Below are 12939 nucleotides of genomic sequence, written 5' to 3' on the forward strand. Positions count from 1 at the left end.
CTAGGAGAGCGGGTGACTTCAGCGCTCCATCAAGCCATTGGACGGCAGGGTCTCATCGAGCAGCTTTCGGCCGGTCTCCACACCGGCCACCGGCAGGCCCTTGGGGTCGAGCAAGCCCACCTGCACCAGCACGCTGGCCTGGTCCCAGTAGATGTGCTCGTGGTAGAGCTTGTCACCACGGAACTTCACCACCGCCAGCAGCGGTATCTCCACGCGCCGGCCGGTGGGCGCCACGCCGGGCAGCATCCAGGGGATCTCGGTCGTGTGGGTGAAGCAAAACAGCATCTCGTCGACCACCTGCGTGGCGCCCACCGTGCGGGAGATCGGCGTCAGGCTGGTATCGGGCGGGTTGCTGTTGACGAAGTGGCGCGTGTAGAAATCGTGCAGATGCCGGTAGCCCACGCCGCCCGTCATGGTGGGGATGTGGTTCACATAGGGCTCGTCCACCATGGTGGACATGGTGGCGTCCACATCGCGCGTGGCGAACTCGTATTCGCAGTGCTTGTCCCACAGGGCCGACAGGTCGTAGTGCGGGCCCATCGCGCGCCGCAGCGCGGCCACGCTGCGCTGGTGCGCCATCAGCGCCGAGGGCTTGTGGAAGTGGTCGCCGCCCACGCGCGCAAACGCATGGTCGGTGCCAGGGTAGACGTACAGCTCCACGTTCTCGCGGCCCGAAAGGGCCTGCACGATGGCCTCGCGCGCCGGCGGCGGGCAAAAGCCGTCAAGCTCGGCAATGTGCAGCACCAGGCGGCACTGGATGTCCGCAGCCTCGGCCAGCGCGGCCTCGATGCCCACGCCGTAGTAGCCCACGGCCACGTCGGCATCGGTGCGGCAGGCCGCCAGGTAGGCCAGCTTGCCACCCAGGCAAAAACCCAGCACGCCGACCTTGCCGCCCTGCGAGCGAACCTCGGGGCGCGCACGCAGCGCCGAGATGGCCGCCTGCAGGTCCTGCACACCCTTCGCCTCGTCAAAGCCTTGGTAGAACCCGAAGGCGCGCGGCATGTCGCTGGCAGCATCGAGCTCCACCGCCGGCTCCTGGCGCCAGAACAGGTCGGGCACCAGCACCACATAGCCCTCTTCGGCGTAGTAGTCGGCCACGTCGCGCATGGTGGCGTTGACACCGAAGATCTCCTGCGCGAGCACCAGCCCCGGGCCACTGCCGCTGGCGGGGGTGGCAAGGTAGGCGCGAAAGCGGCCGCTGCCGTCTGCGGCGTCGAGCGTGGTCCATTGTCCAGGCATGGTGGGGGTCCTTGTGGGTGGTGGTAATTTCTGGGAAGACTCAGGAGGCGGCGGCACCGGAGGTGGCCTGGGGCGCGGCAGCCGTGGCGGGGGCACCCGCATGCCGCGCCAGCAAGTGCCGGGTGACCACCGCATAGTCCGACGGGTTCACGGGCTCCAGCCACTGCCTGAAGCGGGTGAAGGCGCCCAGCGGCAGTTCCATGTCCTGCAGCAGCTCGTCGATGTTGTGCACCGAGAACGGGATGATGTTGGTGCCCTTGGAATGCTTGCCGTCGGTGCGCTCCTCCATCCAGGCCAGGCGCCGGTCGATCTGCGCGTTCATCTGGTCCTGCGGGGGCAGCTGCAGCCCGCCGCGCAGGTGGTTGGCCAGCCACAGCGCACCGATCTCGCAGTTGAGCTGGCTGAAGAACGAGGAGTTGTAGCCGTTGAAGGCCAGGCGCGGCATGCCCACCGGCAGGATGGAACGGTACAGCCGGAAGTTTCCGCGCGCATCGGTCACGCGCTGCAGCACGCTGCTGTCGAAGAACGGCACCTGCTGCTGCCAGCCGGTGCCGCAGACCACCAGGTCGGCGGGCACCGTCTCGCCATTGCTCAGCACCGCCTGACCGGGCTGCAGCGCGCGGATGCTCACGCCCTTGCGCACGCCCAAGGTGCCGGCTGCCACCTTCTCGTAAAAGCCATCGGTCACGAGGCTCACGGTGCTGCGGGCAATGGTTTCGAGCGGCGTGCCCGGGTGCAGGCCGATCTGGCGCAGCTTGAGCTGGCGCGTGACCACCGACTCCACGCTGCCCAGCATGGAGTTGCGCACCGGCAGGCCCGCGCCATGCAGGAATTTCTCGAAGCCCTTGGGCTCGATGTACTTGAACAGCGCCTCGCCCATGCGCGTGAGCAGCAGGAACTTGAAGTTCAGCACGTTCATGAACTTCTTCGGGATTTTCCAGATCAGCTGGCGCGCCAGCACCGTGGTGCTGGCACTGTCGGCCGCAATCGCATTGGCCACGTCGCACGAGGACTTGCCGTAGCCCACCACCAGCACATGCTTGCCGCGCGCCTCGCCCGCGTCGTTGAACTGGCTGGTATGGCACACGCGCCCGCCCGCCGCCTCGAAGGCATCGGCACCCGGGTACCGCGGCACGGCGGGCTCGCTGAAGATGCCGTTGCACACCACCAGGTAGTCGAAGCGGTGCACCTCGGCCGGCAGGGCGCCGCCCTGCCCGGCCACGGCACGGCGCGCCTTCACGGTCCAGACGCCGGCCTCTTCGTCGAGCACCGCGCTTTCCACCGTGGTGGACATGCGCAGGTGGGGAATCAACCCGAAGTGCTCGGCATACGCGTGCAGGTAGGCCTGCACCTGCTGGCCCGAAGGCCACTCGGGGTAGTCGGCTGGCATCGGAAAGTCCGACAGCGCATAGGTGGTGCGCGGGTTCTGCGTGGTCAGGCCCGGGTAGCGGCGCGAGGCGGCCCAGACGCCGCCCACGTCGGGCTCCTTCTCGAACACCGTCACCTCGAAGCCGAAAGCGCGCAACACCTTGGCCGTGGAAAGGCCGGCAAAGCCGGCACCGATGATGCCTACGGATCGGATGGTCATGGCCATTGCTCCTTCACGACATGAGCTTGGGGATGGCGGGTTCGTACGATTCAGGCCCCATGGCCGAGTAACCGCCGTCGCACGCATAGTCGGCACCGGTCACGAAGCTGGCCAGGTCCGAGCACAGGAACAGCACCACATTGGCCACCTCTGCCGGGTCGCCCACGCGGCGCAGCAGGTGGAAGGGTGCGGCCACGCGGTCGGTCTTGGCGCGGTCGCCACCGGTGAGCTGGTCCATGATGGCCGACCAGGTCCAGCCGGGCGAGACACTGTTCACGCGCACGCCCTCGCCCGCCAGGTCCATGGCCATGCTGCGCGTGAGCTGCACCATGGCCGCCTTGCCCACGGGGTAGAGCCAGCGCCCGGTCTGCGCCACGCCCGAGGAGATGCTGGTGAAATTGACCACCGCGCCGCCGCCCGCACGCTGGAAGTGCGGGCGCACGGCCTTGAGCACCATCACCGCACTGACCAGGTTGACGTTGAGCGAGGCCAGCCAGTCCTCGCGCGGCGAGGCGATGCCGTCGTCCAGGTACGAGCAGGCCAGGTTCACCAGGTAGTTCACCCCGCCATGGCGCTCGGCGGCCAGGGCCACGCAGGCGGCCACCTGGGCGTCATCGGTGATGTCCGTGCGGCTGAACAGCACCCCATCCCCCAGCGCGTCCGCCAGCGCCTGCCCGGCCTCGGCGTTGATGTCGGCCACCACCACCCGTACCCCAGCCTGGTGCAGTGCACGCACCACCCCGGCGCCGATGAGCGTGGCGCCCCCGGTCACGATCGCGCTCTTGCCGCGCATGCCTTCGAATCCCTGGACCATGCTGACTCCTGTGCTGACTGAAACATGTTGCGGTGCAGCAGCGGTAACACGCCGTCACATCCGCCCCGGCGCACCCGGGTGCTAACGCTCTTGCGCAGCACCCGGGGCATGCACAAGAATAGGAAAGCAGCCTGCGCATCCGCATCCCGAAAGCGCAGGGCATATCCCGCAAACGCATGTTTTCGCGCCCCTGCCGTGGCGTGCTTCGTGCTTGCTCCAGAAGAAACGACACCCCACCGGCCGAACCGCATGCCCACCGCACAGCAGAGCAGCAGCAGCACCGCGCACCCGCTACCGCTGGCGCACTACCGCCTGTTCGACAGCCACGACCTGGACGAGGCACGCGAGTTCGTGGGCCGGGTGTTCTGCCCGCACGAGCTGGCCACGTTGCACCCGGGCGCACAGCTCGATGCCTGCCACCACAGCGTGCCCCTGCACCGCGACGCCAGCCTGAACTACGTGCAGTACGGCCCGGCCGTGCGCATCGAGCCCGGCCACCTCGCGGGCTTCTACCTGCTGCAGATACCGCTGCGCGGTGGCGCCAGCGTGCGCTGCGGCGGCCAGGCGCTGGAGTCGCATGCGCTCATGGCCTCGCTGCCCTCGCCCACCGAGCCGCTGTCCATGCGCTGGCACGAGGACAGCCCGCAGTTCATCGTCAAGATCGACCGCGAAGCCCTGCAGGCGCGCCTGTCGGCCCTGCTGCAGGCGCCGGTGCAGCAGCCGCTGGTGTTCGAGTTGGGGGTGGACCTGGCCAACCCCACGCTCATGGGCATGGCCAGCTTCATTGCCTACCTGCGCTCGGCGGTCGAGACCAAGGCCTTCCTGCTGGGCCACCCGGTGCTGGCCGAGCAGGCCGAGAACCACCTGCTCACCAGCCTGCTGCTGTCCACGCAGCACAACTACTCCACAGCGCTGGCAGCGGGCACGGCCCTGCCGGGCAGCGCACCCGTGGTGCTGCCACGCGTGGTCAAGCGGGCGCAGGAGTTCATGCACAGCCAGCTGGAGCTGCCCATCACCCTGGCCGATGTGTGCGCGCACGTGGGCGTCAGCGCCCGGTCGCTGCAACAGACGTTTGCCCAGTGCACGGGCAGGAGCCCCATGGCCTTCCTGCGCGAGCTGCGGCTCGATGCGGTGCGTGCGGCATTGCAGCAGCCCGCCCGGTCCGAGCGCGCCCCGCAGGTCTCGGACATTGCGGCGCGCTACGGCTTCTTCCACCTGGGGCACTTTGCCGAGGGCTACCGCAAGCGCTTTGGCGAGACACCCTCGGACACCCGCCTGCGGCAGGGCAAAACCCACTGAGTCCGGCTCACCCCGGCTGCGCCACGAAGGCGTCCGCAAAGAAGGCCGTGGGCCGCATGCCTGCCAGGGTGGCGAAGTCGCGCCGGGCCGCATCCACCATGGCCGGGGCACCACAGGCATAGACCTCGTGCTGCGACAGGTCCATATGGTCCTGCAGCACGGCCTGGTGCACCCAGCCGGTGCGGCCAGCCCACGCGTCGGCCTCGGGCGCATCGGACAGCACAGGCACGTAGGTCAGCCGGCCTTGCAGGGCGTGCGCCCATTCCAGGCACAGGCTGTGCAGGTACAGGTCCTGCCGTGCGCGGCCGCCCCAGTACAGGTGCACGCGGCGCCCGCTGCCGGAGGCCAGCAGTTGCTCCACCAAGGCCTTCACGGGTGCAAATCCGGTGCCGCTGGCCAGCAGGATGGCCGGCGCCTGCGAGGCGTCGTCGTGCATGCCGAAGGTACCGAACGGCCCCTCGATGCGCAGCACGTCGCGCGCCTTGAGCTTGCCGAACACCTGGTCGGTGAACAGCCCGCCCGGCAGGTGGCGGATGTGCAGCTCCAGCAGGTCCTGCCCCTCGCGGGCCGTCGTGGCCAGCGAATAGCTGCGCCGGCGGTTGCCGGGCAGCAGCACGTCCACATACTGGCCTGCCGCGTAATGCAGGCGCTGCTGGCCCGGCGGGGGCTGCAGCTGCACGCGCATCACGTCGGGCGCCAGGCGCTCCATGGCCACCACGCGCACCGGCAATTTGCGCACGGCGATGCCGGGGATGTGCGGGATCTCGGCACATTCGATGCGCAGGTCGCTCGCCGCCTGCGTGCAGCACAGCAGGTGCACGCCCTGCCCCGCCTCTTCCGGTGAAAGCGCTGCAGGCTGGGCGCCTGGCAGGCAGGCGGCCTCACCATCGACCACGCGGGCACGGCAGGCGCCGCAGGTGCCGGTCTTGCACTGGTGGGGCAGCAGGATGCCCTGGCGCAGGGCGGCGTCGAGCACGCTTTCACCCGCCTGGCTGGTGAAGGACTTGCCGGACGGCAGCAAGGTGATGGCGTGCACAGGCGCTTCGGCCACGGCTGCGCCGGCCTCTTCGGTCATCTGCATGGGGAAACCTACACGGTGAGGTAGCGCGACCACAGGCTGCGGTCGGCGTTGAGCGCGGCGGAATCGCCCTGCCAGACCACGCGCCCGCGCTCCAGGATCACATGGCGGTCGGCCAGGCCCACCAGGCGGTGCACGTACTTGTCCACCACCAGGATGGTCTGGCCCGCGGCCTTGAGCGTAGCCAGGCAGCGCCAGATCTCTTCGCGGATGACAGGCGCCAGGCCTTCGGTGGCCTCGTCCAGGATGAGCAGGCGCGGGTTGGTCGACAGCGCCCGGCCGATGGCCAGCATCTGCTGCTCCCCACCCGACAGCTGGTTGCCCAGGTTGTTCTGCCGCTCCTTCAGGCGCGGGAACACGCCGTAGATGCGCCCGATGTCCCAGGCGTCGCGCAGGCCGTTGCGGTGGTCGGCAAAGGCCTGCAGGTGCTCGCGCACCGTGAGGTTGGGGAACACATGGCGCCCCTCGGGCACGATGGCCAGGCCCAGGCGGGCGATCGCATCGCTCTTGAGGCGGTCGGTCGCCTGGCCGGCAAAGCGGATACCGCCCGCCGTGGGGCGCAGCGCCCCCACCAGGGTCTTGATGGTGGTGCTCTTGCCCATGCCGTTGCGGCCCAGCAGGGACACCACCTCGCCGGCCCCGATCTGCAGATCGATGCCGAACAGCACCTGGCTCACGCCGTAGCCGGCCTCCAGGCCCTGGCAGCTCAGCAAGGGTTCGGGCGCGCTCATGGGGTGGTCTCCAGGGTTTCGGTGCCCAGGTACACAGCCTGCACCTCGGCGTTGTGGCGAATCTCGTCGGGCGTGCCGGCCGTGAGCACGCGGCCATAGACCAGCACCGAGATGCGGTCGGCCAGGCGGAACACGGCCTCCATGTCGTGCTCGATCAGCAGCACGGCCATGTCCTGGCGCAGGGTCTCGATGAGCTGCACCATCTGCTGCGACTCGTCGGGCCCCATGCCGGCCATGGGCTCGTCGAGCAGCAGCAGCTTGGGTCCGGAGGCCAGCGCCAGCGCCACATCCAGCGTGCGCTGCGCGCCGTGCGGCAGGGCGCCGGCGATCTCATCGAGCTGGCCCTGCAAGCCCACGCGCTCGGCCAGCCGGTCGGCGGCTTCGTACAGGCCACGCGCCTGCGAGCGCGGCTGCAGGAAGCGAAAGCTCGAGCCGCTGTGCGCCTGCACGGCCAGCAGCAGGTTGTCGCGCACGCTTTGCCTGGGGAAAATGCGCGTGACCTGGAAGCAGCGCGACAGGCCCTTGGCCACCCGGCGGTGCATGGGCAGCGCGGTGATGTCGGCGCCGTCCAGCAGCACCCGCCCCTCGTCGGGCGCCAACAGGCCCGAGATCTGGTTGACCAGCGTGGTCTTGCCCGCGCCGTTGGGGCCGATGAGGGCGTGCACCTCGCCATGCCCCACCGACAGGCTCACATGGTCGGTGGCCAGCAGGCCGCCGAAGCGCTTGACCAGGCCCTGCACTTGGAAAAGGCTCATGGCTTGCTCCTTGCGCGCAGGTCCGCCAGCGCCGCCAGGCCCTTGGGCGCATACAGCGCGGTGGCGATCAGCAGCACGCCCAGCGGCATGTGCCAGTAGTCGGTGTGCAGCTTGAGCGCTTCTTCGAGTGCCAGCCACACAGCCGCGCCCACCGGCCCGCCCCAGCGCCGGCCCAGGCCGCCGATGACGACCATCACGATCAAGGTGGCAGACTGCGTCCAGTGCATCATCGATGGGCTCACGAAGCTGTTGCCCGTGGCCAGCAGCGCGCCCGCCAGGCCCGCGGCGGCGCCGGCCAGCGTGAAGGCCGCCAGCTGCAGCAGGTACACCGGGTAGCCCAGGGCACGCATGCGCGTCTCGTTGTCGCGGATACCCGCCAGCGCCGCACCGAAGCGCGAGGCCGTGGCCCGGTCCAGCCACCACAGCACCAGCGCCACCAGGGCCAGCACCACCCAGTACAGCGTGGGCTCGTGCATCACATCAAGGCCCATGCCCAGCGCCGGCCGCAGGGGCAGCGTGTAGCCATCGTCGCCGCCATAGCTGCGCAGCGAGACGAAGACGAAGTACAGCATCTGCGCGAAGGCCAGGGTGATCATGATGAAGTACACCCCCTTGGTGCGCAGCGAGATGGCGCCCACCAGTGCGGCCACCAGCGCGGCCGCAGCCATGGCAGCGCCCCAGACGATCCAGGCCGAAGTGGCGCCCGCATCGCTGAGTACCACCACCGCATAGGCGCCCACGCCCACGAAGCCCGCATGCCCCAGCGCCACCATGCCGCCAAAGCCCATGATGAAGTTCAGGCTGGCCGCGGCCAGCGCCACCACCAGCACCCGGCGCACGAAGCCGATGTAGAAATCCAGGCCCAGGGCCGGCGCGACCAAGGGAAAGGCGGCCAACGCGGCCAGCAGCACCAACGGCACGATGGCGCCGCGCCAGCGCGGCGCAGCCATCGGCGGCGAGGGTAGCGAGGGGGATGAGGTCAAGGAGGCAGACATGGCACTCATGCTTTGGCAGAAAACAGCCCCGCGGGGCGAAAGCTCAGTACGGCGGCCATCAGGGCGTACATGGCCACCTCGGCGAACAGCGGGCCCAGGTCGGCAGCGACGGATGGCGGCAGCGTGGCGCGCAGCAAGAGCGGCAGGAAGGCCCGGCCGATGGTGTCCACCAGCCCCACCAGCAGCGCAGCCACGAAGGCCCCGCGCACCGAGCCGATGCCGCCGATGACGATGACCACCAGCGCCGGGATCAGGATGGCTTCGCCCATGCCCACCTGCACGGCCATCAGCGGCCCCATGAGGGCGCCGGCCAGGGCCGCCAGGGCAGCCCCCAGCACGAAGATGCCGCAGAACACGCGCTTGACGCGCACGCCCATGAGCTCGGCCATCCACCGGTCCGACGCGCCGGCCCGCACCAGCATGCCCACGCGGCTGTGGTTGACCAGCAGGTACAGCAGGCCCGCCACCGCCACCCCGGCCACCAGCACCACCAGCCGGTACGAGGGGTACGGCAGCCCGGCGAACAGCTCCACCGGGCCCGAGAGCAGGGCCGGTGTGGGCGCCATCACGGGCGACGGGCCCCAGGCCATCTTCACCGCGTCATCGGCCACCAGGATCACGCCGAAGGTCGCCAGCACCTGGGCCAGGTGGTCGCGCCCGTAGAGGCGGCGCATCAGCGTCACCTCCAGCAGCACGGCCACGAACACGGTGGCGGCGATGGCCACCAGCACCGCGCCCGCGAACGAGCCACTGTGCACATGCACCGTGGCCGCCACGTAGGCGCCCACCATGAACAGCGAGCCGTGCGAGAGGTTCATCACGTCCATGATCCCGAAGACCAGCGTGAGGCCGGCCGCGATCAGGAAGAGCATGAGCCCGTAGCCCGCTCCGTTGAGCAATTGCTCGATGACGAGGATCCAGTTCATGGTGTGCTTGGAATGCGCGAAAGCGGTGGGGACAAGGTCACTTCAACGGGCACTGGGCAGAGAAGGCATCTCCGTAGTTCTCAAGCACCGTCTTGATGGTCTTGTTGGTCACGCGGCCCTCGGCGTTCTTGCCGATGGTGCGCAGGTAGAAGTTCTGCACCGGGTAGTGGTTGTTGGCATAGCGGAAGCTGCCGCGCACCGAGGGGAACTGCGCCTTGGCCAGCGCCTTGGCCAGGGCCTCGCGGTCGGCCACCTTGCCGCCCACGGCCTTGACGGCCGCGTCCATGGCGCTGATCACGTCGAAGGCCTGTGCGGCGTAGATGGACGGGTAGCGCCCGCCGTATTCCTTGCGGAAGGCCGCGACGAAGGCCTTGTTGGCCGCGTTGTCCAGGTCGTGCGCCCAGTGCGAGGTGTTGAACAGGCCGAGCATGGGCTCGCCCACCGCGCCGATGATGTCCTCGTCGGCCGAGAAGCCGCTGGTCACCAGCATGATGTCCTTGGACAGGCCGGCCCCCACGAACTGCTTGATGAAATTGATGCCCATGGCTCCGGGCAGGAAGAAGTACACGGCCTCGGGCTTGGCGGCGCGCAGTTGCGCCAGCTCGGTCGCGTAGTCAATCTGGCCGACCTTGGTGTACACCTCGTCGACCACCGTGCCCTTGAACTTGCGCTTGAAGCCGGTGAGCCCGTCCTTGCCGGCGGGGTAGTTGGGGGCGATCAGCACCATGCGGCCAAAGCCGCGGTCGGCTGCGAACTGGCCTGCAGCCTCGTGGTACTGGTCGTTCTGGTAGGCGGTACCGAAGAAGTAGGCATTGCACTGCGCGCCGGCCAGCTGGCTCGGGCCGGCGTTGTTCGACAGATAGGGCACCTTGGCCGCGAACAGCGTGGGTGCCACGGCCAGCGCCACGTTGGAGGCGATGGGGCCTGTGAACAGGTCGATCTTCTCGCGCTGCACGAAGCGGTCCACCAGTTGCTTGGCCTGGTCGGGGCTGCCGGCCATGTCGGTCTGCACGAACTCCACCGGCTGGCCGCCGAGCTTGCCCGCGAGCTGCTTGATCGCCAGGTTGAAGCCGTCGCGCGCATCGGCGCCGGGGCCGGCAAACGGGCCCGAGATATCGAGCGCCATGCCGACCTTGATGGGGCCCTGCTGCGCTGCGGCGGTAAAGCTGGCGCAGACCGCCAGGGTGGCCAGTGCGGCTACTTCGAGACGCTTGCGAAGCGAGGTGCGGTAGAGGTATGCCATCGTCAGTCCTTATCCATCAACAAAAAAGAAAAGAGAACCAGGGGCCGTGCAGGCGGGGCGTCAGAGCCCGACCTCGACGCGCCCTGCCACCACGCGCACCGGGAACGTGCGCACCGCTTCGGTGACGGGCGCCTTGCAGGGCGCCCCCGTGCGGATGTCGAAGGTGCCCTGATGCAAGGGGCATTCCACACAGCCGTCTTCCACCCAGCCGTCGGACAATTTGGCGGCGCCATGGGTGCACAGGTCGTACAGGGCGAACAGCCCCTCCCCGTCGCGGAACACCGCCACGGGCAGCCCCTGCACCACCACGGGCCACACGGCGCCGTCCGGGAAATCCTCGGGCTCGCCCACGTCGTGCCAGGCGGCTACCGCGCCCTGTTCCAGTGCCTTGTCGGTCGTTGTCTGCATGGTGCGGGTCCTCAGATGGGGGTGGCGAGCAAGGTGGCCACGCGCGAGGTGTCGTAGACCACGCGCTTGCTGCGGTAGCGCCACTCGCCCTGGTGCTGCACCACCTCGTCGAGGTAGGTGCCGGCCTGGTAGACGCTGGACTCGCCGGCCGTGCCGGTGATGACCACCACGTAGCTCGATTGGGTGTGCACCACGCCGTCCTTCACGGCGGTGATCACCAGGCCCGAGGTGCCGTGGCGGTACACATGGTCCTCGAAGATGTTGGCGTTGCGCAGCGACAGCACGCGGTCGCGCAGCATGCCGGCATTGCGGCAGTACATGATGGGCGCGGGAAAGCCGGCGTCGAAGTTCTCCTTGGGGATGATCTCGTAGCGGCCCTCTTCGACGAAGAAGCCGGGCCACTCTTCGAGCCGGTTGTTGTCCAGCGCGCTCACGTAGCGGTGCTGCAGCTCGAGCAGTTCGGTCCACAGCTGCAGGCGCTCCTGGCGGCTGATGTCGATGGGGGTGGTCATCGTGGTCATGGCGTGCAGTCCTTCAGTAGCCCATCAGTCCCTGGTAACCCACCCAGAAGCGGCGGATCAGGTTCTCGGTGATCACGGTGTCCATCTGCTCGGGCGCCTCGCGCGCCATGGCGATGTAGGAGTGCTTGTCACCATCGCGCACGGTGCCGCGCTGCACCAGCTCGGTGGCCTCGGTGTCCTCCATCGAGATGTAGCCCGCAGGGCCCACCAGGTTGGCCTGCAGCAGGCGCAGCTCGCGCAGCTCGGGGGTGTCGTCGGCGTAGCCGAAGAAATGGAACACCAGCTCGAAGTTGCCCGGCCCCTTGGGCAGCAGCTGGCGCGCCACCAGCGTGTTGTGGATCTGCTGCACCACCAGCTGCGGAAAGATCGGCTGGATGTGGTTGGTGGTCATCTCGTCGAACTCCTGGATCTGGCCGAGCAGCGCGGGCTCTTCGAGTTCGAAGCCTTCGTCCATGGAGCGAATGTTCTGCGCGCTGTAGGCCGCGGCGGTGTCCGTCTCCACCTCGGGCTTGGTCACGGTGATGATGCTGTGCAGGCCGTGGTTCGCGTCGGGGATGGAGCGCGCCTTCATCCCCACGCGGAAGATGTTGAAGGTGGTGTGGAACAGGTGCAGCAGGCTGGCGTGGTAGGGGTCCTTGACGTTCTCGAAGTACAGCTTCCAGTTCGACTTGGAGTACTGGCGCGTGCAGCCCAGGTAGACGATGGGCTTGTGGAAGATGCGGTCGATCCACGGCCGCATCTGCTCTCCCAGGTACTCGGGCAGCGGCGGCGTCGCGTCGCTGAAGGTGGCGAACAGCAAGCCCTTGTAGCTGTCCACGCGCAGCTTCTGCAGGCCATGCTCCTCGGTCTTGAAGTCCTTGGGCATGCCGACCATGCCTTTCTGGCCGCGGCGAAACGGCACACCCTGCAGGTCGCCGTTGGCGGCAAAGCTCCACTGGTGGTACACGCAGGTGTGGCTGGCCGCGTTGCCGCGCTTTTCGCGGCAGACCATGGCGCCGCGGTGGGCGCAGCGGTTGACCCAGCAGGCCAGGCCATCGGCCGTGCGCGTGACCACCACGGGCGTGTCGCCGACGAAGGTGGACTTGAAGTCGCCCACGTTGGGTATCTCGGCTTCCAGCCCCAGAAAGCTCCAGACCGGCCCGCGGAAGATGCGCTCCTGCTCGCGGTCGTAGACCTCCTGCGAGCTGAACACCCGGTAGGGCACGTTGGAGCCATCGGGCTGCGGGAAGAACACCTGCCGCTGCGCCTTGAGCGAGACGGGGGCAGCGACTTCGACGGCGGGGATTTCAGACATGGGCACGGCCTCTTCGATTGGTATGCCTCCATGCTAGAAATCAACGCC

General features: G+C 68.5%; 13 protein-coding genes. 1 reads left to right on the plus strand and 12 read right to left on the minus strand.

Annotation, left to right across the window (positions count from 1 at the left end; translation table 11 throughout):
- Nucleotides 1-18: 18 nt before the first annotated feature.
- From AC07PA_RS14155 to AC07PA_RS14165, 3 genes are read right to left on the minus strand one after another with little or no spacing between them, the layout of a single operon-like run.
- Nucleotides 19-1239, minus strand: a complete 1221-nt coding sequence (locus AC07PA_RS14155; RefSeq protein WP_494608245.1) for a dienelactone hydrolase family protein — start codon at nt 1237-1239, stop codon at nt 19-21.
- Between the two features lie 40 nt (nt 1240-1279).
- Nucleotides 1280-2827 carry a flavin-containing monooxygenase gene (locus AC07PA_RS14160; RefSeq protein ID WP_494608246.1) on the minus strand — a complete coding sequence of 516 codons (1548 nt, stop codon included), beginning with the start codon at nt 2825-2827 and terminating at the stop codon, nt 1280-1282.
- A 13-nt stretch (nt 2828-2840) separates the two neighbouring features.
- A complete protein-coding gene (locus tag AC07PA_RS14165) occupies nt 2841-3641 on the minus strand; it encodes an SDR family oxidoreductase (protein WP_494608247.1) in 801 nt (266 codons plus the stop codon).
- Nucleotides 3642-3890: 249 nt separating this feature from the next.
- Here AC07PA_RS14165 and AC07PA_RS14170 point away from each other — a divergent pair, with 249 nt between their 5' ends.
- On the plus strand, nt 3891-4940 hold the full coding sequence (locus tag AC07PA_RS14170) for an AraC family transcriptional regulator (RefSeq protein WP_494608248.1): 1050 nt from the start codon (nt 3891-3893) through the stop codon (nt 4938-4940).
- A gap of 7 nt (nt 4941-4947) precedes the next feature.
- Here the strand turns inward: AC07PA_RS14170 and AC07PA_RS14175 are convergent, their stop codons facing one another.
- Genes AC07PA_RS14175 through andAc form a run of 9 tightly spaced genes read right to left on the minus strand, consistent with a single transcriptional unit; the run spans nt 4948 to nt 12891 of the window.
- The gene (locus tag AC07PA_RS14175) at nt 4948-6021 is read right to left on the minus strand and encodes a CDP-6-deoxy-delta-3,4-glucoseen reductase (protein WP_494608249.1); all 1074 of its coding nucleotides are present in this window, start codon (nt 6019-6021) and stop codon (nt 4948-4950) included.
- A gap of 8 nt (nt 6022-6029) precedes the next feature.
- Entirely contained in the window at nt 6030-6749 is a 720-nt protein-coding gene (locus tag AC07PA_RS14180) for an ABC transporter ATP-binding protein (RefSeq protein ID WP_494608250.1), read from the minus strand.
- The gene (locus tag AC07PA_RS14185; protein ID WP_494608251.1) at nt 6746-7504 is read right to left on the minus strand and encodes an ABC transporter ATP-binding protein; all 759 of its coding nucleotides are present in this window, start codon (nt 7502-7504) and stop codon (nt 6746-6748) included. Before AC07PA_RS14185 ends, AC07PA_RS14180 begins: the two co-directional genes overlap by 4 nt.
- On the minus strand, nt 7501-8454 hold the full coding sequence (locus tag AC07PA_RS14190; protein WP_494608294.1) for a branched-chain amino acid ABC transporter permease: 954 nt from the start codon (nt 8452-8454) through the stop codon (nt 7501-7503). The genes AC07PA_RS14185 and AC07PA_RS14190 overlap by 4 nt, the downstream gene beginning before the upstream one ends.
- A 50-nt stretch (nt 8455-8504) precedes the next feature.
- Nucleotides 8505-9425, minus strand: coding sequence for a branched-chain amino acid ABC transporter permease (locus AC07PA_RS14195; protein ID WP_494608252.1), 921 nt, complete (start codon nt 9423-9425; stop codon nt 8505-8507).
- Nucleotides 9426-9462: 37 nt separating this feature from the next.
- Nucleotides 9463-10668: an ABC transporter substrate-binding protein gene (locus tag AC07PA_RS14200; RefSeq protein ID WP_494608253.1), complete on the minus strand. Its 1206-nt coding sequence runs from the start codon at nt 10666-10668 to the stop codon at nt 9463-9465.
- A 60-nt stretch (nt 10669-10728) separates the two neighbouring features.
- On the minus strand, nt 10729-11076 hold the full coding sequence (gene andAb, locus AC07PA_RS14205; RefSeq protein WP_007857444.1) for an anthranilate 1,2-dioxygenase ferredoxin subunit AndAb: 348 nt from the start codon (nt 11074-11076) through the stop codon (nt 10729-10731).
- Between the two features lie 11 nt (nt 11077-11087).
- On the minus strand, nt 11088-11588 hold the full coding sequence (gene andAd, locus AC07PA_RS14210) for an anthranilate 1,2-dioxygenase small subunit AndAd (protein ID WP_494608295.1): 501 nt from the start codon (nt 11586-11588) through the stop codon (nt 11088-11090).
- Nucleotides 11589-11610: 22 nt separating this feature from the next.
- Nucleotides 11611-12891 (minus strand): anthranilate 1,2-dioxygenase large subunit AndAc, encoded by a 1281-nt coding sequence (gene andAc, locus AC07PA_RS14215; protein ID WP_007857446.1) that lies wholly within the window; start codon nt 12889-12891, stop codon nt 11611-11613.
- Nucleotides 12892-12939: the final 48 nt, after the last annotated feature.

The sequence above is a fragment of the Acidovorax sp. GW821-FHT09B03 genome (assembly GCF_059418305.1).